This window comes from Haemophilus paraphrohaemolyticus (genome assembly GCF_002015045.1).
GTDB classification, from domain to species: Bacteria; Pseudomonadota; Gammaproteobacteria; order Enterobacterales; family Pasteurellaceae; genus Haemophilus_A; species Haemophilus_A paraphrohaemolyticus.
On the sequence record NZ_MUXX01000002.1, the window covers coordinates 236,127 to 261,517 of the forward strand.

Below are 25,391 nucleotides of genomic sequence, written 5' to 3' on the forward strand. Positions count from 1 at the left end.
TATGACTTACTCTCTCACAACCGATCTTGCTGAAATCCAGCAACGTATTAACCACTATCTTTCTACTCAGCTTGAAACGCTCAAAACTATGCAAGCACCGCTCGCCGATGCGATGGCTTATGCTGTCTTACTTGGCGGAAAGCGAGTTCGTCCATTTTTGATGTATGCGACTGGGAGAATGTTAGGCGTACACTTAGCAAAAATCGATGCTTCTGCAGGGGCAATGGAGTCTATCCACGCTTATTCATTAGTACACGATGATTTACCCGCAATGGATGATGATGCATTAAGACGCGGTAAACCTACCTGTCATATCGCCTTTGATGAAGCCACGGCAATTTTAGCGGGCGATGCCCTGCAAAGTTTTGCTTTTGAGCTAATTGCAGACGATGAACTACTCACTCCTTTGCAAAAAATTCGTCAAATTCAATCGCTTGCAAAAGCTGCCGGCGCAAAAGGAATGTGCTTGGGGCAAAATTTAGATTTACTTGCAGAAAACAAAGCTGTTTCATTAGAAGAATTAGAACTTATTCATCGTAATAAAACAGGGGCATTAATTGAAGCTTCTGTGTTAATGGGTTTTAACCTTTCTGATTATGCAGAAGATAAATATATTGAAATGCAGCTTCAACGCTATGCCCAAGCGATTGGCTTAGCTTTCCAAGTGCAAGACGATATTTTAGATGTCATTGGCGAAACAGATAAAATCGGCAAAACCGCAGGAGCAGATGAGCAGCATAATAAAAGCACTTATCCTAAACTACTAGGCTTAGAAGGGGCACAGCAAAAAGCTCAAAAACTTTATCAGGTAGCGATTGATGCTTTAAATGAGCTGAATTTTGATACGACCGCACTAAAAGAGTTGGCGGATTTTATTATTCATCGAGAAAATTAAGTTCATAAAAATGGTTGGTAAAAATGCGTAGTTTGATGATTCAATACTACGCATTTTATTTTAATATCCCTCACCTTCAGCCAAAACCCCATTCACAATCGCAATCCCTGCACTTGCCCCAATTCTTGTTGCACCAGCTTCTATCATCGCTAATGCGGTTTGTGTATCACGAATGCCACCGGAAGCTTTTACACCAATTTCGCCAACGGTCTGTTTCATTAACGCCACATCCTCTACGGTTGCCCCGCCTTTATTGAAGCCTGTTGAAGTTTTTACGAAGGCAACGCCAATAGCTTTACAGATTTCGCACGCTTTAACAATTTCTTCTTTGCTGAGTAAGCAAGTTTCCAAAATCACTTTAAGTGGTGTATCGTGGCAAGCATTAAATACAGCTTGAATATCGGTTTGCACCTTTTCCCATTGGTTCGATTTAATCCAACCCACGTTAATTACCATATCAATTTCGCCCGCACCCGCTTGAATCGCTTGCTCGGTTTCAAACGCTTTAACCACAGTTGCATTTGCTCCCAATGGAAAGCCAATTACTGTGCAGATTTTTACCGCTGAATCAGCAAGTTTTTGCTTAGCGAGCGAAATATGGCAAGGGTTGATACAGACAGAATAAAAGCCATATTCAAGCGCTTCTTCGCAGAGTTTTAGAATATCTTGTTCGTTTTTTTCAGCAGTAAGAGCGGTGTGATCGATATATTTTGCAAGTTGAGATGCGTTCATAAAATCTCCTTTGAGTGAAAATAAAATTGCCCACAATATACGCCAACTGGTTAGATTTGCAAAAGATTTTACCATCTTAACCACTTACCTTTTTCTTTATGAAGAAAAAATGTGATTTAGTTATCATTTCTGAAGTTTCACTCTACTTTCAAAATCTCAGCTTGCTATAATCCGAAAGAGTTAATTAATTTCGAGGTTGATATGAGTGAAACAGCGATAACCATTGGCCTGCTTGCCCTTGTTGCCGTGATTGGACTTTGGGTAGGGCATTGGAAGATCAAAGGCGTGGGGCTTGGTATTGGTGGCGTGTTATTTGGTGGGATTATCGTCGCCCATTTCACCACACAATACGGCATTCAGCTTGATAGCCACACGCTACATTTTGTGCAAGAATTTGGCTTAATTCTGTTTGTTTATACCATCGGCATCCAAGTCGGTCCGGGCTTTTTTTCCTCTTTGCGAAAATCAGGACTGAAACTAAATGGCTTTGCGATTTTAATTGTTGTGCTTGGCTCGCTTGCGACCATTATTATCTACAAAGTCACAGGCATTCCACTTGATGTAGCTATTGGAATTTATTCTGGTGCGGTAACCAACACGCCAGCACTGGGCGCAGGGCAACAGGTTTTAGCCGAGCTTGGTATGACGGGCGTAACCAGCACAATGGGGATCTCCTATGCCATGGCGTATCCTTTCGGGATCTGCGGTATTTTACTCTGCATGTGGCTACTTCGTCTCTTCTTCCGCGTAAAAATTGATGAAGAAGCACATAATTTCGTGAAAGAGAGTGGACAAGATAAAGAGACACTCGACACCCTTGTAGTGCAAGTCTCCAACCGCAATTTAGACGGCATTAATTTAACCGAAATCCCTGGATTTAATGAAGAAGATGTTGTTTGTTCACACCTAAAACGGGGCGAAGAAACCTTTGTGCCGAAAGCGGACAGCGAAGTGCGGCTAGGCGATGTGTTGCATCTGGTCGGGGAAAGTGCCTCGCTAAAAAAAATGCGGCTGATTATTGGCGATGAAGTCGATGTGCCTGTCACTACCTCAAGCGGTGAAATTCGTGCTGAGCGTGTGGTGGTAACTAACGAAAAAGTGCTCGGTAAAAAAATCCGCAGCCTTGGTATCAACCAAAAATATGGCGTAGTAATTTCTCGCCTAAACCGCACAGGGGTTGAACTCGTGCCAACCGGCAACACAACGCTTCAATTTGGTGACGTATTGCATATGGTTGGGCGCACCGATGTGTTAAACAACGCTATTTCGGTTATCGGTAATGCGCAACAAAAATTGCTACAAGTGCAAATGTTACCCGTGTTTATCGGGATTGGCTTAGGCGTATTACTCGGCTCATTGCCATTAAGCATCCCTGGTTTCCCTGTTGCCTTGAAATTAGGGCTTGCAGGCGGACCACTTGTGGTCGCACTCATCCTTGCTCGTATCGGTAGCATCGGCAAACTCTACTGGTTTATGCCGCCAAGTGCTAACCTTGCCTTGCGCGAAATTGGCATCGTGCTTTTCCTCTCTGTCGTCGGCTTGAAATCGGGCGGCAGCTTTGTTGATACACTCACTAAGGGCTCTGGTTTAGAATGGATGGGCTACGGCATTTTCATTACCCTCATCCCATTATTGATTGTCGGTGTGATTGCGCGTTGGTATACCAAAATGAATTATCTCAGCCTTTGTGGCTTGCTCGCAGGCTCTATGACCGACCCACCCGCACTTGCTTTCGCCAATGAGATGAAAGAAGAGAGCGGCGCACAAGCCCTTTCCTATGCAACAGTTTACCCGCTTGTCATGTTCTTGCGGATTATTTCTCCACAATTGCTGGCAATATTGTTGTTTGTGGCGTGATTTATCAAATGAAAGCGGTCGATTTGTAAAAAATTTTTGCAAATCGACCGCTTGTTTATTTACGCCGCTTCCCGATGATAGAACCTCAAACTATGCTCTTTTTGGCGAGCAGAGCTGAAAGCGGAAACTCGTTTTAAGTAGCCAATTACGCGCGTGCCGTAGTCGATATCTTTCGAACCGCATTCTGGGCAGCATTGCAAGGTGAGTTTATCGATGTGGTCGCAGGCGTTGCAGATAGTGATTTTTACGTTAATGCAGAAGTAGTTGCAGCCCGTTTTGGCCGCGATGTCGAGCATTGTGCGGTAGCCCGTTTGGGTTAAGGCTTCGTCTAAATTCAAATGTAAGGCGGAGCCACCATCAAGCCATTCAATCAGCTCTTTACCGTGGAGTAAGAATTTATCGAGGGCGTTAATTTGCTCATCTTCTACCACATAAAAATAGGAGTTGTAGCACTCACGTGGCACAAAATAGCCGTCGGATTTATCCCATTTCGCATTTTTCACACCTAAATTTTCCGCGGGCACAAATTCGGTGTTGAACTTCACACCATACTGTTTTGAAGCTTGCTGGTTCGCTTCAAAAATCACTTTTAAGCGACTTTGCACAAACACCATATAGTCAGGATTATAGCCCACAGTTAAGCCTTGGGATTCCGCTGCTTCTGCCATGCCGTTAATGCCAATGGTGAGGAATTGCTTGTCGAGCGAAATAAAACCTGCATCATACACAGGCAACATTCCTGCTGCGAGATACTCTTCCATCAATTTACGATAAGCAACTTGATATTGGTGGATCTTGCTGACTTCTGTTGCCAAATCGCGTCCATCTTGCACTAAGCGGTTCATATTCAGCGTAATCACGTTAATCGACCCTGTTGCCACACCACCCGCCCCGAGCGAATAAGAAAAGGTGTGATCGGCAATTTCATTGCGTAATCGGCAACAAGAAGCGAGCGAGTCTGGGTTGTCTGATTGATAGATAAAGAAGGCATTACCTTGCGAGAGCTCTTCCGCCATTTGGTCAGCAAATTCACTGTCTTTGCATTTGCCATTTTCAGTCAGCATTGCGGCTGTCACCACAGGAAAGGTTAAAATTGCCTTGGTGCGTTCTTGGTTAAACCATTTCATAAAAAAGCGTTGCAGTTTGGCGGTGGTTTCCCAGTTTGGGCGTTCAAAATCGGGGAAGAAGAAATCGCCGAACATCGCATCAAAATAGAAATGGTCGTAAACCGAAATGTTCCAGAACACGCTTTGATAACCACGTGCCGCGGCGGGCTGGTTGATGCTATAAACCACTTGTTGAAGATGATTTTCGACCTCCAAGCGGTGTGTTTCTAAGTAATTTTCACCAAAATCTTTACGGGCGAAATAGTCGAAATAGGTTAAAAATTCCACTGTTGCGACTGCGCCAGCAAATTGAGAACTCACAGCAAATACAAAGTTAATAAACGAACCACAAAATGAGGCGAGATGTTTCGGGGCTTGAGATTCCCCACCCAGTTTGGTTAAGCCTTCACGCAAAAATGGATACATCGTTACCGATACGCAATAAGGCTTAAGGCTGGTTTCATCGTGAACATAAATCTCGTGGGCTTCAATTTGGCGAATATACTCGTCCGCCATCGATTGCCCAAACAGTTCTGCAATTTTCTGGCTCACTTTGGCACGGTTAATCTGCACAAAAAAGTCTTTCATCAACTCTTGTTCCATCGTGGCAATGTTTTTTTGGGTCACGTTTGCGTTGGCGTCCATTTTCGAGCCATCAGCGGCATTTTTCGCTTGTTGATATTCAGTGATAAAGTCCAGTTTTTGGGTAAGTTGAGATGGAGTAAGTCGGATCATGGCAAGTCCTTATTTGTAAGGTGGGATTTATCCCACTGTTGATGATTTTGATATTAATGGTGGGATAAATCCCACCCTACATTTCTATCGTTTAACAAACAAACCATTTAAACACTCCCCCGTTCTTAAATCGACAAATCGTTGGTTGGTAGTGAGGCTATTTAATCCGCCCCGCTCAGCAATCCAACGTCCTGTCTTGAGGTAAGTGAGTTCAGGTAATAATCGTGGATCTAATTCTGTTTTTTCTAAGCCTGTATAAAGGCAGGTTACCAACCCTTGTTCACGAGCGATTTTGAGCAATGAGAGGAGTTTTTCAGGCAGCCATTCGCCACCCATAAATAGCACGCAACTGATTAAGCCTTGATATTTTTTGAGCTGTTCGGCAAGGTAAATCTCCGTCAAAATCTGACCGCTTCCCCGTTTCCAGCTCTCAACACTGTGGCAGCCTTTACAACCTAAAGAGCAGCCAGTAATGAAAAATGCGAGGCTGGTTTCATTCGGCACTTCTTGCCAAACGACTTGTTGGTTACAAAATCTTATTTCTTCCATTTTAAAATTAGATCACTATATATTGTGTGTTTGTCTATAAATAATCACAGGATGTAGATATGCTACAATTTTCTCCCAAAAAAGAAAACCGAAAAATTTGCACAAAATGGGTTGCAAAATTTTTAGTTAAAGAAAATCAAAGAGATAAACCCCGAAAATTTTTCAGGTTAATTTTGCGTTAATTTGCGTTAAAAAATGGGTAGAAATGTTGCAGTTTTGGTAAGCGGTTGAATTTTTTCTATTTTTTTTAAGGGTAATATTTTATTCATTGAAATTACCCCGTTTTTTCTATTGTTCAAGCTGTCAAAAAACGGGATAATAAGTATATTTTTTAATATTGAATGTGAAATTTGGGTGTGGGAAATGGTGGATTATCTTCTTCTGATTATAGGCACGGCACTCATAAACAACTTTGTCTTGGTGAAATTTCTTGGGCTTTGTCCGTTTATGGGGGTGTCGAAAAAAGTCGAAACGGCGATCGGTATGGGGTTGGCAACAACGTTCGTACTAACGGTGGCATCGCTTTCGGCTTACTTAACAGAAACTTTCGTTCTCATCCCTTTACAAGCTCAATTTTTGCGTACGTTCGTTTTCATTTTGATTATCGCGGTCATCGTGCAATTAACCGAGATGATTATCCACAAAACAAGCCCTGTGCTTTATCGTCTGCTTGGGATCTACCTACCACTGATTACGACCAACTGCGCTGTATTAGGAGTTGCGTTGTTGAACGTAAATCTTGCTAATAACTTGGTGCAATCGGTGCTCTATGGTTTTGGTGCGGCACTCGGTTTTTCACTGGTATTAGTGCTTTTTGCCGCACTGCGTGAACGATTAGCAGCGGCGGATGTACCTCGTCCGTTCCAAGGAGCTTCTATCGCATTAGTCACCGCAGGCTTAATGTCGCTTGCCTTTATGGGCTTTGCAGGGTTGGTAAAAATCTAATGTTAGCCTTTTCAATTGTGACTTATATTATTATCGCTATCGTGGTGATCGCTCTCGTTTTCGGGGCGATTTTGGGCTATTCCTCTGTAAAATTGAAAGTGGAAGAAGACCCAATTGTCGAGAAAATTGATGCGATTTTACCGCAAAGCCAATGTGGGCAATGTGGCTACCCAGGTTGCAAACCTTATGCCGAAGCCATTGCCAATGGCGATGCGATTACCAAATGTGTGCCAGGTGGTCAGCCTTTAGTGGTCAAAATTGCTGATCTATTGGGCGTTGATGTGCCTACTATGGATGGCGTAGAAGAACCCGAAACCAAAGTCGCGTTTATTCACGAAGATCTTTGCATTGGCTGCACTAAATGTATTCAAGCCTGCCCTGTGGATGCGATTGTGGGCAGTAACAAGGCGATGCACACTATTATTGCAGATTTCTGTACAGGCTGTGAGCTCTGTGTTGCCCCTTGCCCAACCAACTGTATTGAGATGATTAAACCGAAAAAAACAGCTCGCCAATGGAACTGGCAGTTTGATCCAAATTTGGTCATTCCGATTGTGAACACCACCGAAATTCAACAGAAAAAAGTAATTGGCGGAGGAGCGGATGAATAATCCAAATGAAGTGCTAACTCGCATTCGCCTTAATAAAGAAACAGGCAAACTTTGGCAATTTCCAGGTGGAATTCACCCGCTTGAAAACAAAAAACAGTCAAGCCAAAAGCCGATTCGTACGCTCAATTTACCTAAATATTTTTATGTACCTGTGGTGCAACATTCAGGCTGGGCAGGGGATTTGATCGTCAAAGAGGGCGATTATGTCTTTAAAGGGCAAGCCCTCACGCAAGGCGATCACTACCGCCAATTGCCTGTGCACGCCTCAACTTCAGGCAGAATTGTAGCAATTGCCCCACACGTGGCATCACACGCTTCTGGTTTACCAGAAATGACCGTAGTGATTGAAACTGACGGAAAAGATGAGTGGATTCAACGTAAGCCAATTGACGATTTCTTGCAGATGACAAGCGGTGAAATTATCGAAAAAGTTTACCGATACGGTATTGCTGGATTAGGTGGAGCGGTGTTTCCAACAGCATCTAAACTTAGCCTTGCGGATAAACGCTGTAAACTGTTGATTATCAATGGAGCAGAGTGTGAACCTTACATTACCTGCGATGATCGCTTGATGCAAGAGCGAGCGAATGAGTTGATAGAAGGGATTCGTATTTTGCGTTATGTGCTTCGCCCTGAAGAGGTCGTGATTGCGATTGAGGATAACAAGCCAAACGCAATCAAAGCGGTTAAAAAAGCATTGAAAGGTGCAAACGATATGTTTGTGCGTGAAATTCCGACTAAATATCCCTCTGGTGCAAGTGATCAGCTGGTGCAAGTGCTTACAGGCTTAGAAATTCCGCAAGGCAAACGCACGATTGAAATGGGTATTGTGATGCACAATATCGGCACAGTCTATGCAGTAAAACGTGCCATCATTGATGATGAGCCGTTAATCGAACGCGTGGTCACGCTTACAGGTGATAAAATCCGTAATAAAGGCAACGTGTGGGCGAGACTTGGCACGCCGATTATTCACTTACTCGAACAGGTGGATTACCAAGCGGATGCACGTTTCCCTGTCTTTTTAGGCGGACCGATGACAGGCTTTATTTTGCCTTCGCTACAATCACCTATCACCAAAACAGCGAACTGTATTATCGCTCCAGATCATTTTGAATATGCACCACCAGAACCTGAACGCAGCTGCATTCGTTGCTCAAGTTGTTCGGATGCTTGCCCCGTTGGTTTATTACCACAGCAGCTTTACTGGTTTGCCCGTTCAGAAGATCACGAAAAATCTAACGAATACCACTTAGAGGCTTGTATTGAATGTGGCATCTGTGCTTACGTCTGCCCAAGTTACATTCCACTTATTCAATATTTCCGTCAAGAAAAAGCCAAAATTGCGGAAATTGAAGAGAAAACGAAGAAATCGGAAGAGGCAAAAGAGCGTTTTGAAGCCCGTGAAGCTCGCTTGCAAAAAGAGAAAGAGGCACGCACGGCTCGAATTAATCAAGCGGCTGAAAAACGCCGTGAAGAGATTGCTCAGAATCAGGGTGAAGATCCTGTGGCAGCCGCGCTAGCTCGTATTAAAGCAAAAAAAGCGGAGCCTACAGCCGAAGTTCATGTAAAAGCCAATGGCGAACCTGATAACAGCGATTTGATGGCACAACGCAAAGCTCGCCGCTTAGCTAAACAGGCAGAGACTACACAAGCGGTTGAAAAAGTTGAAGAAACTACAAATCCATCTGAGAACCTAGATGCAAAAAAAGCAGCTGTCGCTGCGGCACTAGCCCGCGCTAGAGCGAAAAAAGCGGGACACATAGCTGAACAGCCAAAACAAGAAAGCAAGCCAGATTCAAATCAGTCTGAAGCAGATCCACGTAAAACCGCCGTCGCTGCTGCACTTGCCCGTGCTAAAGCGAAAAAAGAGGCTCAGCAACAATTACAAGCGGTTGAAAAAATGGAAGAAGCTACAAAACCTACTGAAGAGCTTGATCTGCGTAAAGCTGCTGTTGCCGCAGCACTTGCTCGTGCAAAAGCGAAGAAAGAGGCACAGCAAGCGGTCGAAAAATCCGAAGAGGTTGCAAAACCTACTGAAGAGCTTGATCCTCGCAAAGCCGCTATCGCTGTGGCGATTGCTCGTGCGAAAGCGAAGAAAGAGGCACATCAAGCGGTCGAAAAAATCGAAGAGGTTGCAAAACCAATGGAAGAACTCGACCCGCGCAAAGCAGCTGTGGCTGCAGCGATTGCTCGTGCAAAAGCAAAAAAAGCAGCTCAACAACAGAGTGAACAATAACCGAATAATGGAAAGAAAAGGAAGCATCAATGTTTAAAATGGTCAGCTCCCCACATACACACGGGAGCAATTTAACCGCCAAATTTATGTTATGGGTGATGGTTGCTATGTTGCCCGCCCTTGTTGTGCAATGCTATTACTTCGGCGTTGGCGTGTTGGTGCAGGTTATCATTGCAGTTAGCTTTGCTGTGGTTATTGAACTTACTGTGGCAAAACTTCGCCAAAAACCGACTGCTTTCTATTTGGCGGATCTCTCTGGCATTTTAACCGCACTGATTTTAGCAATGTCTATTCCGCCTTATTCCCCTTATTGGATCGTGATGATCGGGGTGATTGTTGCTTTACTGCTGGCAAAACATATTTACGGTGGGTTAGGACAGAATTTGTTTAATCCTGCAATGGTAGCGTATGCCTTGTTGCTGATTTCGTTCCCTGTGCAAATGACCTCATGGAGTGTACCAAGCCAGCTATTAAGCGAGCCGCCAACAATGAACGACGCCTTTCATTTGGTTTTTACAGGTGTTACGAGCGATGGTTTTAGTTTACGCCAATTAGTTGATAGCGTGGACGGTATTACTCAAGCAACACCGCTTGATAGTGCGAAATTAGCGATGAAGGCACAAGGTTTTATTGCACCAGAACTTGCACAAAATATCAGCGATAAATTGGGCTTCAACGGCTGGTTTCAAATCAATTTGGCGTTTTTGATTGGTGGGATTTTCCTGATTGCGAAACGTATCATTCACTGGCAAATTCCAGTAGCGATGTTGACGGTGTTTGTGTTGTGTAGCTACACGGACAACACAGTGAAACAACTCGCTTTTGCCGATTCGAGCAGTGCATTGTGGGAAACGTGGCAACATCTTTTTAGTGGGGCGATGATGTTTGGGGCGTTCTTTATTGCGACTGATCCCGTTTCCGCCTCCATTACACCACGTGGAAAACTAATTTTCGGTGGCTTAATTGGCTTGTTGGTTTACCTGATTCGTTATTATGGAAATTACCCCGATGCGGTGGCATTCTCAGTGTTGCTAGCCAATATTTGCGTACCGCTGATTGACCACTATACGCAACCAAGATTGTACGGGACGAGAAAATAATGAATACCTCAAAAATTACCTTAAAATACGCCCTTTTGCTTGGGCTTATTGCGTTGCTTTGCACCGCAGTTTCAACGGGCGTTTATCTGCTTACTAAAGGGAGAATTGATGAAGTAACGGCTAATCAGCAACGAGCTTTATTACACGAGGTTGTCCCACAGAATCATTTCGATAATGATTTGCTCGCAACCTGTAAAGTGGCAAATTTACCTGAAGCACCGCATTTAAACCGCATCTATATTGCAAAAAAAGCGGATAAAACGACCGCTTACGCACTGCAAGGCACAGCACCAGATGGTTATTCAGGCAATATTGTGCTGTTAATGGGGATCGAGCCGAATGGTACGGTGTTAGGTGTGAGAACCTTGCAACATGCCGAAACACCAGGGCTAGGCGATAAAATCGAAACCCGCATTTCAGATTGGATTTTATCTTTCGCAGGTAAGCTTTTTTCACTTGAAAACGAAAGTAGTTGGGCGGTAAAAAAAGATGGTGGGCAGTTTGACCAATTTACAGGCGCAACCATTACGCCACGTGCGGTAGTCAATAATGTGCGTGAAAATGCGAAATGGGTGATTACTCAGTTGGTGCAATATCCAGAGCTTGTCGAGAAATTAGAGGAGTGCAAATAATGAATTGTCAAGAACAGCAAATTCCAGTCACTCAAATTGAAACGGAAGCAACGCCAACGCAAAGCGTGTGGAAAACGCTATTTATGGATGGCGTTTGGAAAAATAATAGCGCGTTGGTGCAACTGCTTGGACTTTGTCCACTTTTGGCGGTATCTAATAGCGTGATGAATGCATTAGGGCTTGGCTTAGCAACAATGTTTGTATTGATTGCCACAAATACTACGATCTCTCTATTTCGTAAGGTAATCCCTAATGATATTCGTATTCCGATTTATGTGATGATTATCGCCACCGTAGTAACCGCAGTGCAATTATTAATGAATGCATTTGCTTATTCGGTTTATCAATCACTAGGGATTTTTATTCCACTGATTGTGACCAACTGTATTGTGATCGGACGAGCAGAGGCTTACGCTTCAAAGAACAATGTGGCACAATCTGCCTTTGATGGCTTTGCGATGGGTTTAGGGGCAACATTAAGCCTTGTTGTGTTGGGGGCATTGCGTGAATTACTTGGACAAGGTACACTTTTTGATGGTTTAGACTTATTATTAGGCGATTGGGCGAAATCATTACGCCTAGATGTGTTACACTTAGATTCTGGTTTATTATTAGCCATTTTACCCCCTGGTGCCTTTATAGGTTTAGGGGTAATGTTAGCCATTAAAAACTTGATTGATAAAAAATAATGACTGAAATTACAGAACAGAAAGGCTACACGCATAAATTTTTGTGGCAATTTTTACTACCAAAGTACTGGAACATATGGCTCGGTGTGCTAGTGTTGCTCATATTAGCGTTTGTGCCTTATCAATTACGAGATAAGCTAGCTGTTTTTATTGGCAAAGTGGCTTGCCGCTATTTGAAAAAAAAGGGCAACAAACAATTCCGTCGTTCAGATATTAACTTACGTTATTGCTTTCCCAATTGGAGTGAAGACAAGCGGTTAAAAACGATTGAAGAAATGTTTATTACCGTAGCTCAAACAATGTTGGGCATTGGTGAAATTGCAGTGCGTTCAGTGAAACATCTGCAAAAACGGAGTGAATTTATCGGGCTTGAGCACATTTATCAAGCTAAAGCGGAAGGCAAAAATATTATTCTGCTTGTGCCACACACTTGGGCAATTGATGCATCTGGGATTATTCTGCATACATACGGAATGCCGATGGTTTCAATGTATAATCCACACAGAAATGCATTAGTCGATTGGCTCTGGAACGCAACCCGTGAGCGTTTTGGCGGACGAATGCACACACGTCAAAATGGGATTAAGCCATTTTTAGCAGATGTCAAAAAAGGGAATATGGGCTATTTCTTGCCAGATGAAGATTTTGGTAAGGAATTAAGTGTTTATGTCGATTTCTTTGCAACGGAAAAAGCTACTTTGCCTGGGTTAAACAAAATGGCTCGTGTCGCAAATGCGGTGGTTATTCCAATGTTTGCCACCTATCAAGCAAAGAAAGGCGTGTATCAAATGGAAATTCTACCGCCGTTGGAATTTTCGGGCACACCTGAACAATCTGCCCGTGAAATGAACAAAGTGATTGAATATTTTGTGACTAAATCGCCAGAGCAATATGTCTGGATTTTGCGTTTATTAAAAACGCGTCGTGATGGGCAAGATATTTATAAAAAAGAATAAAGAGTGAGAGATTGAATGAGCGAAAAATTAGATGTTCAACCCGCTAAGATTAGACAACCTCGCCGAATTTCCCCTTTCTGGCTTTTGCCGATTGTGGCATTTGCGATTGGTTGTTTATTATTTTTCCAAATTTTGCAAGAACGTGGGCAGATGATCACCATTCGTTTTAACGAAGGGGATGGTATTACGGCGGGTAAAACGGCAATTCGTTATCAAGGCTTGCAGATTGGTGTGGTCAAAAAAGTCTATTTTGTAGATAACCTTAAACGTGTGGAAGTGGAAGCAGAAATTAACCCAGAAGCTCGTTCTGTACTAAAAGAGGGAACGCAATTTTGGGTAGTAAAACCGACCGCTTCACTTGCGGGTGTTTCGGGGTTAGATACCCTTGTTTCAGGCAACTACATTACGCTAAAACCTAGCGATGATCCCAATGCAAAAAGCGAAGATGAGTTTATCGCTCAAGATGAACCACCTGTAGCAATTGCCACTGATGGTGCATTGTTGATTAAGTTAGTATCGGATGATCTCGGTTCACTGACAACAGGCTCACAAGTCTATTTCCGCAAAGCGCCCGTAGGGCAAGTAGCCGACTACCGTTTTAGTGCAGATCGTAAAAAGGTCGAGATTGATATTTTAATCAATAAAAAAGATGTCGGCTTAGTGAAGAAAAATAGTCGCTTCTGGAACATCAGCGGCGTGAACGTAAAAGCGGGAATGTCGGGCGTTGATCTCTCAATGGATAGCTTGGCTTCTGTGGTGATGGGCGGTGTTGCGTTTGATTCCCCAGATAATGATGAACCCGCTGAACAAGGGCAAAGCTATGCACTTTATCCAGATTATAAATCAGCAAAACGCGGTGTCGATATTCAAATTTTAGTACCGATGGATGAAGGGTTAAAACTACAAGAAACGGGCGTATTCCATAAAAACGTGCAAGTGGGCGTATTAACCGATTTAGATATTCCCGTTGAGAATGACAGCATTTTTGAACAATTACAGCCTGAGCAGAAAAAAGGTATGCTCAAAGGCGTGTTGTTAATTGATCCCAATTATGTACATTTGTTTAAAACTGATACGAAAATTTTACTCAGAGAGCCAAAATTCAGCCTAAATAAAGAGCAAATCAGCAAAATTGGCGAGCTATTCCGCGGTGATTACTTTGATGTACTAAGCGGTTCAGGCGAGGCAAAAACGCAATTTACGGTTGAAAAAGAGGAAGATTTCTTACTTCATTTACCAAATATGCTGGCATTGGCGTTCCAAGCGTCAGAATCTTATGGCGTAGATGAAGGGCAAGGCATTTATTACAACGATGTACAAATTGGCGAAATTTTAAAACGAAAACTCACATTGAATAACGTTGAGTTCCAAGGGGTGATTTATCCTCCGTATCGTCATTTGGTTGGGCAAAATAGTAAATTTGTGGCGATTTCTAACTTAGATGTCAATATCGGGCTAGATGGTTTACGCATTAAAGCAGGCTCGCCAAGTGATTGGGTGAAAGGTGGTGTGCGTTTAATTTCAGATAAGCCAACGGGTGAGGCAAAAAGTGAATACCCGCTTTACAAAGACACCGATCACGCTGAGCTTGGTGTAGCATCTAGTGAAAAACGAGCGACGCTGACACTTTCTGCAAAAGAGCTTTCTGGCATAAGCCAAGGTTCTGTAGTGCTTTATCGTGACTTCCAAGTTGGGGAAGTGCTGAAAGTGAGCCCAACTCAAAAACAGTTTGAAGTTGAACTCTTTATTGAGCCTGCTTATCGCCACTTAATAAGCGATAAAAGCCGTTATTGGGTTGAACCTGCTGTCTCTGCTGATGTGTCGCTTAAAGGGGTAAATATTCAAGCTGCACCAATTATACGAACGCTTAAAGGGGCGATTAGCTTTGATAATCAATCGGGCAGTGGCAGCAAAACCCTTTTTGCAAGCAAAGATAAAGCCCTTTCGGGTAATACTTACCTCACGTTAATTGCTAAAGATGCTTCCAAGCTATCAGAAGGAATGGACATCAAATATATGGGGTTGACCGTGGGTAAGGTCGAAAAACTTGAATTGCAAAATGCAAGAAAACAGATAAAAGCGACCGCTTATGTCGAAGGGCAATATTATCCATTGCTTACTAAAGCAGGCAGCAAATTTAATGTGATCTCGCCTGAAATTTCTACTTCGGGTGTGAAAAACATTGATGCTGCATTGCAAAACTATATTAACGTGGAAGCGGGGAGCGGTAAGACTGAAACTCAGTTTTCTCTTGAGGACACGGATACCCTCAAAACCACTTACGACAGTGGTTTCCCTGTAATTGTGGAAACCAGCGATGCGCAAGGTATTCAAGTTGAAGCACCCGTTTTCTACCGCGGAATGCAGGTAGGTATTGTCAAAAAAATGAGCTTAAGTGAGCTAGGCGATCGGGTCTTTATTCACTTAGCGATTGAACATAAATATCAGAATTTGGTGCGTAATAACACCGAATTCTGGGCAGCTTCAGGTTACACGATGGATATTAGCTTACAAGGCGTGAGTATGAATTCGGGAACAATGTCGCAATTGTTAAACGGTGGTATCGCATTCTCAACCCCATCAGGCAGAGTAGTGCAACCACAGGCGAAACCAAACCGCCATTTCTTATTACAACGTAAAATTCCGCAAGAAGCCCCAGAATGGGATCAAGGAATTGCGGAATAGAAAGATTTATTATTAGGAGAAAATTATGCCTTTATTAGATAGCTTTAAAGTAGACCATACTAGAATGAATGCTCCAGCAGTTCGCGTTGCAAAAACAATGACAACGCCAAAAGGTGATACCATTACCGTGTTTGACTTACGCTTCTGCCGCCCAAATATTGATATTCTGCCTGTGCGTGGTATTCATACCATGGAACACCTTTTCGCAGGCTTTATGCGCGATCACTTAAATAGCGAAAACGTAGAAATTATTGATATTTCGCCAATGGGTTGCCGCACTGGGTTTTATATGTCGTTAATTGGTGCACCAAGCAAACAAGATGTGGTAAAAGCGTGGACAGCTTCAATGGAAGATGCGTTAAACAAAGTGCCAGATGTATCAAAAATTCCAGAACTAAACGAATACCAATGTGGTTCATACAAAGAGCACTCTTTAGAAGAAGCTCACCAAATTGCTCGTGATGTGTTAGCAAAAGGGATTGGCATAAATCGCAACGAAGATTTAGCGTTGGATGAGAAGTTGTTAAATCTGTAAGAATCTAAATTTATATAGTAAGTAAAATATTAAGCGGTAAAATTCTTATCAAATTTTACCGCTTGTATTATTTAAAACTTCATCTAATGCACATCATCATCCACTAAAAAACCACCGCTTTGGTGTGCCCAAAGTTTGGCGTAAACGCCACCTTGAGCAAGTAATTCTTCGTGTGAACCTTGTTCGACGATTTCGCCTTTGTCTAATACAATCAAGCGATCCATCGCCATAATGGTTGATAAACGGTGAGCAATTGCCACCACAGTTTTGCCTTCCATTAAGTGCGTTAGGTTCTCTTGAATTGCCACTTCTACCTCAGAATCTAAAGCACTAGTTGCCTCATCTAACAATAGAATTGGGGCATCTTTCAGCATTACGCGTGCAATCGCAATGCGCTGGCGTTGTCCGCCTGAGAGTTTCACGCCACGTTCGCCTACATGAGCATCAAAGCCCGTTCTGCCTTTGGCATCTTGTAAGTTCGGGATAAACTCGCTAGCTGCCGCTTGTTCAACGGCTTTCAGCATCTCTTCTTCCGTGGCACTCGGTTTGCCATACATCAAGTTTTCACGCACGGAACGGTGTAACAACGAAGTATCTTGAGTCACCAAACCAATTTGTGAACGCAAACTTTCTTGTGTGATGTCGCGAACGTTCTGACCATCAATCGTAATTGAGCCGTTTTGAATATCGTAGAAACGGAGCAATAAGTTCGTCAGCGTTGATTTTCCTGCTCCACTGCGCCCAACTAAACCGACTTTTTCACCTGGTTTAATCGTTAGATCAAATTTTTTGAGCAATGGTTTACGCGGATCGTAAGCAAAATCAACATGCTCAAATTTAATTTCACCTTTAGTTACGGCAAGCGGTTTTGCATCGGCTTTATCTACAACGCTATGTGGTTTAGAAAGCGTTCCCATACCATCTTGCACTGTGCCGAGATTTTCAAACAAGCGGGCAAATTCCCACATAATCCATTGCGACAAGCCTTTAATGCGTAACGCAAGGGCAGTTGAAGTTGCAATTGCCCCCGCACTCACAAGATCTTGCGACCAAAGCCACAAGCCAATACCTGCCGTAGAAACGATTAAACTGATGCTAGTGAAATTAGTGAGTGTTTCAATCACAGTCACCAAACGCATCTGTTTATGCACCGTAACCATAAATTCTTCCATCGACTCTTTCGCATACGCCGATTCACGATTGCCATGTGAGAAAAGTTTTACTGTGGTGATGTTGGAATAAGCATCGGTAATTCGTCCTGTCATTAGGCTTCGTGCATCTGACTGCTCTTGAGCAGCAAGAGCTAATTTAGGTACGAAAATTTTGATGGTTAAACCAAGCGAAATTATCCATAGAATAAAGGGTAAAAACAACCATCCATCAAATTGCAACAAGATCACACTTGACGTCGCAAGGTAAACGGCAACATAAACCAGCATATCCGCACAGGTCATCACCACATCACGCACAGCAAGCGCGGTTTGCATCACTTTTGCAGAAACTCGCCCAGCAAATTCGTCTTGATAGAAGCCCATACTTTGCCCAAGCATCAAGCGGTGGAAATTCCAACGCAAACGCATAGGGAATACACCTTGCAAACTTTGGAAGCGAATACTGCTTGATAAAAAGACAAACAATACGCCTAAGATTGCGATGCAAAACATGGTGATAATTGAACCGCTTTTCTCTGTCCAAAGTTCAGACGGGCTGAAGCGATTGACCCAATCGACCAATTCGCCCATAAATTGAAACAGAACCGCCTCAATAATCCCCACGCTTGCCACCAAAATAGTAAGCAAAATCAGGTAAAATCGCATTCCTTTTGTCGCATCATAAATGAAAGGAAACAAACCTGATTTTGGGGTTTTAGGCTGTTCGTTTGGATAGGTTTCGATTCGATTTTCGAACCAAGTGAATAATTTATTGAACATGAATTCCCTAAGATAGAAGGTTTAAGATAAAACAAAGACGCACCATGATGCGTCTATGAAAATGATGAAAAATATTATACTTTTTTAAGCTGACTAAAAAAGCTTAAAATTTCGCCACTATTTTCTTTAAAGCGAATTAAAGAAAATCACCAGGATAATGACTGGAATCACAAATCTTACGTAATTAAACCAAAGATTTGTAAATGTCCTACCAGCGCCTAATTCTTCTTTGGCTTCATCTTTTAAAACAAAACCAACGAAAATAGCACTACCTAATGCGGTTAAAATAAAGAGAATATTACCGCTGATGTAGTCGAAAGCATCAAAAATGCTTTTGCCTATAATGGTTGTATCTTTCCAAAGATTATCGCCTAATACAGAAGGAATATTTCCTAAAATGAAAATAACACATAATGTCACAGCAATTGCTTTTTTGCGCCCTATTTTCGTTTTTTCTTGTAAAGCGGTAATAATCACTTCATAAATTGTTAATGATGTCGTTAATGCAGCAACCACTAATAAGCCAAAAAAGATGATCGCAAAAATCGTTCCGCCCCACATATTTGAGAATACGATAGGTAAGCTTTGGAAGACGAGTGTTGGACCTGAATCAGGTGGAACACCAAAACTAAAGAGCGATGGGAAGATCATAAATCCTGCAAGTACCGCAATAATGGTGTTCATAATGCCAGTAATGGTTGCAGTTTTTACTAGGTTTTCATTTTTGTCTAAGTAGCTTGAAAGCGTGATTAACACACCGAAACCAAGGCTTAATGCAAAGAACACTTGTCCTAATACAAACACGAAAAGTTGTGGCGTAATTTTAGAGAAATCTGGCATTAAGTAGAATGAAATCCCTTCCATTGCGCCAGGTAAGGTAACGTTACGAATTACCATCACAAGCAAGAAGACAAAAAGAATTGGCATTAAATATTTAACGGAACGTTCAATACCATCAACGATCCCTTTGACCAAAATGAAGTAGTTTACGATAACGAAAAGAAGCGTGTAGGCAATAATGCCCCACAGATTATCGTGGATATTCTCTTTTAAAAAAGATGCTGTGTATTCCACATTAAGTGGCTGAGAAAAATCTAGTTTGCCTGTTAAAAGACTGCCGATATATTCAAGCACCCAGCCACCAAGCACCATATAATAGGCAAGAATCCCGAAAGCCCCAAGCAAACTAGTGTAACCTAAAACTTTCCAACCTACGGCAATTTTTTTACCATTTGCATGACCGCTAAACGCATCAATTGCATTCACTTTCATTCGGCGACCAATGACGTTCTCAACTAAGATCATCGGAATACCGATCACAATCATTGCAACACAAAATAAGAAAACATAAGCACCACCACCATTTTCACCGACTAAATAGGGAAAACGCCACGTTGCACCGAAGCCGACAGTTGCGCCTGCAACGGTCATCACATAAGCTAATCGGCTCGACCAAGACTGTCGTTCTTCTTGATTAGACATAAAAAATAAAATCTCCTAAAACAAATTTACCCTGTTCGGAAACAGGGTAAACCTGGATAAACACACTAAAAATTAACGAATAATACCACGTGTTGAGCGCTTGAAGAAATCAAGATAAACCGCAACCACAGGCTCTTTTAACGCCATTTCTTCTAATTCTGGTAAAATTTCTTCTACCGTTTTGCTTGATGTGTAAATTAACTTATAAGCAGCTCGAATCGCGTGCATTGCTGGTTTATCAAAACCGCGACGTTTTAAGCCTTCAAAGTTAATACCGAATGGGCGAGCGTGGTTACCTTGTGCCATCACATAAGGAGGTACATCTTGGCTAACCATTGAACCACCGCCAAGCATCACATGCGAACCGATCACAGCAAATTGGTGAATCGCAGACATCCCACCTACAATTACAAAATCATCTAACGTCACGTGCCCTGCAAGCGTGCCGTTATTTGCAATGATACAACGATTACCAATGCTACAATCGTGAGCAATGTGGCAGTTAATCATAAATAAATTATCGTTTCCAACACGCGTTACACCACCACCTTGCACAGTACCACGGTGAATAGTCACGCTTTCGCGGATACGGTTACGATCACCGATGATCGTTTTAGTCGGCTCGCCTTGATATTTTAAATCTTGGTTAATTTCACCAATACTCGCGAATTGGAAAATATGGTTATCTTCACCAATCTCAGTAATGCCGTTGATCACCACGTGCGAATGAATTTTGGTTCTCGCTCCTATTTTGACATCTTTACCGATAACTGAAAATGGTCCAATTTCAACGTGAGCACCAATTTGGGCACCTTCTTCTACAATCGCTAATGGGCTGATTTTTGCAGTTGAATCAATTAAACGCATAATAAACTCCCCTTCCTAATTTGGGTTATTTTCTTGCACACATTAAGTCTGCTTCACAAGCCAATTTGCCATCTACATAGGCCTTACCTGTAAATTTGGTAATACCACGTTTTTCTGTTAGAAATTCCACTTCTAAAACTAGCTGATCACCTGGCACAACAGGGCGTTTAAAGCGTGCATTATCAATTGCAGCAAAATAATAAAGCTCGCCCTCTTTCATTTTACCATAGCTCGCCACCGCCAAAATACCCGTTGCTTGAGCCATTGCCTCTAAAATTAATACGCCAGGGAAAATCGGTTTTTGTGGGAAATGACCTGTAAAGCAAGGCTCATTAACACTCACATTTTTTACTGCTCTTAACCATTTACCTTCTTCATAATCTGTTACACGATCGACTAAAAGGAATGGATAGCGATGCGGTAGCATATCCATAATTTCCGTGACTTCAATTACCTTTGGTTCTCTATTTTCTTGAATTTCAATTGTCATTATTTAAAAGACCTCTATCAATTTGATTAAATTCAGTTTATTCAGCTAGTTTTTTTTCTAATGCTTTCACACGCTCATTGATTTTATCAATATTCATTGTTAAAGCTGCCGTTTTACGCCATTGTTTATTTGTTTGAGCAGGAATCCCCGAAGAATAAATACCTTTCTCGGTAATTGGCTTCATAATCATACTCATACCTGTAATAATTGCTCCATCACAAATTTCCATATGACCATTTAACACGCTTGCCCCACCAATTTGGCAGAAACGTCCTACTTTTAAGCTTCCCGCCATAATAACGCCACCTGCAACCGCTGTACCATAACCAATGTGAACATTATGAGCAATTTGGCAAAGATTATCGATAATCACATTATCTTCAATCACAGTCGGATCAAGGGCACCACGGTCAATACAAGTGCAAGCCCCAATTTCCACTCGGTTACCAATAATGACACCACCTGTTTGCGGGATCTTAATCCATTGCCCTTTATCATTGGCATAACCGAAACCATCTGAGCCAATCACAGCTGAAGACTGAATTAAGCAATGCTCACCAATTTTAACTTGATGATAAACAGAAACATTTGCCCAAAGCTGTGTGCCCTTACCAATCTGGCTATTTTTACCAACAAAGCAACCGGCTCCGATAACCACATCATCCCCAAGCTCTACGCCAGCCTCAATGACCGCATTCGCACCAACCGATACATTCAGCCCTAATTTTGCTTCAGGCGAAATCACCGCACTTGGATGAATATTAGAAGCTGCTTTGGGTGTGCTGTCCATATATTGAGCGAGTAAGGCGTAAGCCAAATAAGGGTTAGCAACAATCACAATATTTTGATCTTCTCGACAAAACTGAACATCGTCTTCGTTCACAATAATCGCTCCCGCTTGGCAAGCGGTTAAATTTTCGCGATATTTTGCATTAGAAATAAAGGTAATTTGCGAGCCATTTGCCTTGTCTAAAGCAGCAATACTTTGAATAGGCAAATCGGTGTTACCTCTAACAGTACCACCGATATGCTCCGCTAATTCAATTAAACGGAAAGTAGCCATTATTTTTTCGCTTCTTCAGGTTTAGCTTGCTCAGTTTTTGTTGCATCTGCTTTAGGTGCGTCTACTTTTTGTTCAGGCAATTTAATTTCTGGATGTTTTGCTTTAATTGCATCTAACACAGCTTCAGTGATATCTTTACTTTCATCTTCCGCATAAAGTGCAATTTGTGGTTGAAGAATTAAGGTATAGCCTTTCGCTTTAGCCACTTCTTTAATAGTTGCATTCACTTCATCAATCGCAGTTTTTTGTGCTTCTTGAGGATTTAAACCACCACTATTTTTATTTGCATCTTCAATTTTTTGTTGGAAAGCATCGGCACGTTTTTGGAAATCTTCTGCTTTTTTCGCAAACTCTTGTTCACGTTTTTGAATTGCAGCCACTTTGTTTTCAAAAGCTTTCGCTTTGCCTTCAATTTTTGCTTGTCGAGCTTGGATCTCTTTAGCACGTAAACGCGGTGCATCTTTCTCTAATTGGGCAACCTCTTTTTTCAATGTTGCTTCAACGGTTGCTTGTTCTTTTTGAAGATTTTTTGCATCAATATTTAATGCATTACGCTCAGCCGTTAGCTTTTTATTTTCTTCTGCTAATTTTTTATCTTCATCAGCAAATTTAGCCTGATTTTCTTTCATAAAGTTTTCAAATTTAATTGAAGCATCAAGGAGAACTGGATGGTTCTGCATCACATAACCAGGATCAACAAAACCGATGGTATCTGCTGCACTTACTACAGCTGAAGTAGCAAGTAAAGCACTTAATGCACTGATTTTAAATAATTTTTTCATTTTTTGTCCTTAATTTAAACGAATGAAAGCGGTCAAATTTGCAAATTATTTTACTAAATCAACCGCTTGTAAGAATTAGAATGTGCTACCTATGTTAAATTGGAATTGCTCAATTTCATCATTCTCATATTTTTTGATTGGTTTTGCATATGAGAATGAGAGTGGACCAATTGGAGACATCCATTGGAAGGCAATACCTGCTGAAGCACGATATTTTTTCCAGTCTTTAGCATCTTGAACGCCAAGATCTTTTAATGTGATATTTGTTCTAGGTACAGTTTCATTTTGTTTCCATTTAGTGTTCCAAACTGTTGCCATATCTACGAATAATGAAGTCCGAACATTATGCTGGAATTTATCAGCAATAAATGGGGTTGGAGTAATCAATTCAATACTTGCAGATGCAATAGCATTACCACCAATAACGTCATTGCTTGGAGAAACGAAAAGACCACTATTATTAGTATAAATAGCTTTAGGACCTACCGCACCATACGCAAAACCACGAATTGTACCAATACCACCTGCGGTGTACAGTTGATAGAACGGCACTTCTTTACCACCAAAACCATTGGTATAACCTAAACTTGCACGAGTTGAAAGCACCCATTTATGCTCGCGGTTTAATGGAATATATTTCGAAAAATCTGCATTCAAACGATAGTATTTATTGTCTGAACCAGGAACGGTTACTTTACCACCAATACTTGCACTTGCTCCTTCTGTTGGGAAATAACCACGGTTTAAGCTGTTGTAATTCCAACCAAATGAGAAATCGAAATCGTCCGCTTTCATTTTACCGTAACGGCTTGGATCATTGCCCACTAATGGGAAGTTCATTGAGCGAACATATTTTTCACGCGTAAACTCACGCTGTACATTACTTAAACTATCGTGTGTATAACCCAACCCCGTATAGAATGAGTTATATTCATTTACAGGGAAACCCAAGTTTACATTCGCCCCATAACTGCGACGTTTATACGAAGAGACATTGTCATTTTTTGAGTTATCATAATCTTCGAAGAAAACGTTACCACCTAAACTTACCCCATCTTTTGTGAAGTATGGTTCGGTATAGCCTAAAGCAACACTTGTACCATAATCGTTACGCGTACCATTTAAGCTAATCGTTGAGCCCATTCCTAAGAAGTTATCTTGCTTGATACCTGCTTGGTAACTGATACCACTTTCTGTACCGTAACCAATACCAAAGTTGATGCTACCAGTATTACGCTCTTTAATCGCATACACTAAATCAACTTGGTCGGTCGTCTTCGGAACAGCAGGCATTTGCATATCAACGCTTTCATAGAAACCTGTTCTTTCTAAACGTGATTTACCAAGCGATGCCGCAGTAGTGGATAACCAAGCAGCTTCTTGCTGACGCATTTCACGACGCAATGTTGAATCAGCGGTAACATTATTGCCTTCAAAGCGAATTTTACGTACATATACACGCGGACCAGCTTCAACAACAAAATTGACTTGAACAGTTTTCGCATCTTCATCAAATTTCGGATAGAGATCGACTTGTGCTGAGCCAAAACCATTCTCACCTAATTTTTGTTTGATCGCTTCTTCAATTTTCAATAAGTCATCTTTGCGGAAAAGATCGCCCGTTTGGTAATCTTTTAACAGTGCGTTGAGTTGGTTACCTAAATTGGCGGTGTTACCAATAATACGCACATCGCTTACTTTATACTGTTCGCCTTCTGATACCTGATAGGTTAAATCCACTTCTTTTTTATCATCAGTAAATTTCACATCCGTACCAGTTAAAGCAAATTTTGCATAACCGCGGTTCATATAGAAATCACGGATTGTGTCTAAATCTTTTGCGTATGCTTGAGATTCAAACTTGCTACTTGCAAAAATATTAAACCAAGAAACATCAGGCTGAATATCTAACTGCTTAGTTAATTCTTTTGAGTTAAATGCGTGATTACCTTCGAAATTGATGTGTTTTACGTATGCCACATCTCCTTCTTTAATATCTAACTTAACATTAATTCCGCCATTTTCTGCTCGGGTAGTAATCGTATCAATGGTTGCAGTATAACGACCAATAGAGTGATAATGTTCAATCAAACTTTGCTTAAAAGCTTCTAATTTTTGTGCATCAAAAACTTCACCTTTCGCAATTAAATTTGCTTTTAAATTTTGCTCTAATGCATCTTTAGGAATGGCACCATTACCCTCAATATCTACAGTATTGATTAAAGGACGCTCTGCTACTTTAATGACTAACGTATTGCCTTCACGTGCTGCACGCACATCTTGGTAACGATTTTGAATGAAAAGACTTCTTACAACATTCGCCACATCAGCATCTGTTGCTGTTTGACCGACACGAACAGGTAAAGCGGAAATAATCGCTTCGCCTCTTTCAGGCTGTACGCCATCAACACGAATATCTTTTACTACAAATGGTGCAGCCATCACACCATTGGCAATTAAAAGAGAAGAAAGCAATAATTTTTTCATTGAAATTATCCTATGAAAGTTTT

21 protein-coding genes are annotated in these 25,391 nt (G+C 41.7%); 11 read left to right on the forward strand and 10 right to left on the reverse strand.

What is annotated here, in order from left to right; all coding sequences use genetic code 11:
• Position 1: 1 nt before the first annotated feature.
• On the forward strand, positions 2-895 hold the full coding sequence (gene ispA / locus B0184_RS01490; protein ID WP_005710269.1) for a (2E,6E)-farnesyl diphosphate synthase: 894 nt from the start codon (positions 2-4) through the stop codon (positions 893-895).
• A gap of 60 nt (positions 896-955) precedes the next feature.
• Here the strand turns inward: ispA and deoC are convergent, their stop codons facing one another.
• The gene (deoC, locus tag B0184_RS01495) at positions 956-1,627 is read right to left on the reverse strand and encodes a deoxyribose-phosphate aldolase (protein ID WP_039851693.1); all 672 of its coding nucleotides are present in this window, start codon (positions 1,625-1,627) and stop codon (positions 956-958) included.
• A gap of 201 nt (positions 1,628-1,828) precedes the next feature.
• Between deoC and B0184_RS01500 the strand changes: the two genes are divergently transcribed.
• A complete protein-coding gene (locus tag B0184_RS01500; RefSeq protein WP_005710205.1) occupies positions 1,829-3,484 on the forward strand; it encodes a putative transporter in 1,656 nt (551 codons plus the stop codon).
• Between the two features lie 59 nt (positions 3,485-3,543).
• Here the strand turns inward: B0184_RS01500 and nrdD are convergent, their stop codons facing one another.
• Entirely contained in the window at positions 3,544-5,325 is a 1,782-nt protein-coding gene (gene nrdD / locus B0184_RS01505; protein WP_005710348.1) for an anaerobic ribonucleoside-triphosphate reductase, read from the reverse strand.
• Positions 5,326-5,409: 84 nt separating this feature from the next.
• Entirely contained in the window at positions 5,410-5,874 is a 465-nt protein-coding gene (gene nrdG, locus B0184_RS01510) for an anaerobic ribonucleoside-triphosphate reductase activating protein (protein WP_005710174.1), read from the reverse strand.
• A gap of 363 nt (positions 5,875-6,237) precedes the next feature.
• Here nrdG and rsxA point away from each other — a divergent pair, with 363 nt between their 5' ends.
• From rsxA to luxS, 9 genes are all read left to right on the forward strand, one after another.
• A complete protein-coding gene (gene rsxA / locus B0184_RS01515) occupies positions 6,238-6,819 on the forward strand; it encodes an electron transport complex subunit RsxA (protein WP_039851691.1) in 582 nt (193 codons plus the stop codon).
• Positions 6,819-7,430 (forward strand): electron transport complex subunit RsxB, encoded by a 612-nt coding sequence (rsxB, locus tag B0184_RS01520; protein WP_005710192.1) that lies wholly within the window; start codon positions 6,819-6,821, stop codon positions 7,428-7,430. The genes rsxA and rsxB overlap by 1 nt, the downstream gene beginning before the upstream one ends.
• Positions 7,423-9,669, forward strand: a complete 2,247-nt coding sequence (rsxC, locus tag B0184_RS01525) for an electron transport complex subunit RsxC (RefSeq protein ID WP_005710247.1) — start codon at positions 7,423-7,425, stop codon at positions 9,667-9,669. Before rsxB ends, rsxC begins: the two co-directional genes overlap by 8 nt.
• 86 nt (positions 9,670-9,755) lie before the next feature.
• Positions 9,756-10,769, forward strand: coding sequence for an electron transport complex subunit RsxD (gene rsxD, locus B0184_RS01530; protein WP_404810735.1), 1,014 nt, complete (start codon positions 9,756-9,758; stop codon positions 10,767-10,769).
• A complete protein-coding gene (rsxG, locus tag B0184_RS01535) occupies positions 10,769-11,401 on the forward strand; it encodes an electron transport complex subunit RsxG (RefSeq protein ID WP_005710161.1) in 633 nt (210 codons plus the stop codon). The genes rsxD and rsxG overlap by 1 nt, the downstream gene beginning before the upstream one ends.
• Complete coding sequence (locus B0184_RS01540; RefSeq protein WP_005710307.1) at positions 11,401-12,090, forward strand: electron transport complex subunit E; 690 nt, start codon at positions 11,401-11,403, stop codon at positions 12,088-12,090. The genes rsxG and B0184_RS01540 overlap by 1 nt, the downstream gene beginning before the upstream one ends.
• Positions 12,090-13,046, forward strand: a complete 957-nt coding sequence (gene lpxM / locus B0184_RS01545) for a lauroyl-Kdo(2)-lipid IV(A) myristoyltransferase (protein WP_005710336.1) — start codon at positions 12,090-12,092, stop codon at positions 13,044-13,046. The genes B0184_RS01540 and lpxM overlap by 1 nt, the downstream gene beginning before the upstream one ends.
• Positions 13,047-13,061: 15 nt before the next feature.
• On the forward strand, positions 13,062-15,731 hold the full coding sequence (locus tag B0184_RS01550; protein WP_005710148.1) for an MlaD family protein: 2,670 nt from the start codon (positions 13,062-13,064) through the stop codon (positions 15,729-15,731).
• Positions 15,732-15,756: 25 nt separating this feature from the next.
• Positions 15,757-16,266, forward strand: coding sequence for an S-ribosylhomocysteine lyase (gene luxS, locus B0184_RS01555; protein WP_005710197.1), 510 nt, complete (start codon positions 15,757-15,759; stop codon positions 16,264-16,266).
• 83 nt (positions 16,267-16,349) lie between these two features.
• Here the strand turns inward: luxS and B0184_RS01560 are convergent, their stop codons facing one another.
• From B0184_RS01560 to bamA, 7 genes are all read right to left on the reverse strand, one after another.
• Entirely contained in the window at positions 16,350-18,197 is a 1,848-nt protein-coding gene (locus B0184_RS01560; protein ID WP_005710279.1) for an ABC transporter ATP-binding protein, read from the reverse strand.
• A 126-nt stretch (positions 18,198-18,323) separates the two neighbouring features.
• Entirely contained in the window at positions 18,324-19,679 is a 1,356-nt protein-coding gene (locus tag B0184_RS01565) for a sodium-dependent transporter (RefSeq protein ID WP_005710260.1), read from the reverse strand.
• Positions 19,680-19,751: 72 nt separating this feature from the next.
• Positions 19,752-20,546: an acyl-ACP--UDP-N-acetylglucosamine O-acyltransferase gene (lpxA, locus tag B0184_RS01570; protein ID WP_005710320.1), complete on the reverse strand. Its 795-nt coding sequence runs from the start codon at positions 20,544-20,546 to the stop codon at positions 19,752-19,754.
• Positions 20,547-20,571: 25 nt separating this feature from the next.
• Positions 20,572-21,036: a 3-hydroxyacyl-ACP dehydratase FabZ gene (gene fabZ, locus B0184_RS01575; protein ID WP_005710285.1), complete on the reverse strand. Its 465-nt coding sequence runs from the start codon at positions 21,034-21,036 to the stop codon at positions 20,572-20,574.
• A gap of 37 nt (positions 21,037-21,073) precedes the next feature.
• Positions 21,074-22,099, reverse strand: a complete 1,026-nt coding sequence (lpxD, locus tag B0184_RS01580; RefSeq protein WP_005710246.1) for a UDP-3-O-(3-hydroxymyristoyl)glucosamine N-acyltransferase — start codon at positions 22,097-22,099, stop codon at positions 21,074-21,076.
• Positions 22,099-22,881 (reverse strand): OmpH/Skp family outer membrane protein, encoded by a 783-nt coding sequence (locus B0184_RS01585; RefSeq protein WP_005710304.1) that lies wholly within the window; start codon positions 22,879-22,881, stop codon positions 22,099-22,101. Before B0184_RS01585 ends, lpxD begins: the two co-directional genes overlap by 1 nt.
• Positions 22,882-22,956: 75 nt before the next feature.
• The gene (gene bamA / locus B0184_RS01590; RefSeq protein ID WP_005710257.1) at positions 22,957-25,368 is read right to left on the reverse strand and encodes an outer membrane protein assembly factor BamA; all 2,412 of its coding nucleotides are present in this window, start codon (positions 25,366-25,368) and stop codon (positions 22,957-22,959) included.
• Positions 25,369-25,391: the final 23 nt, after the last annotated feature.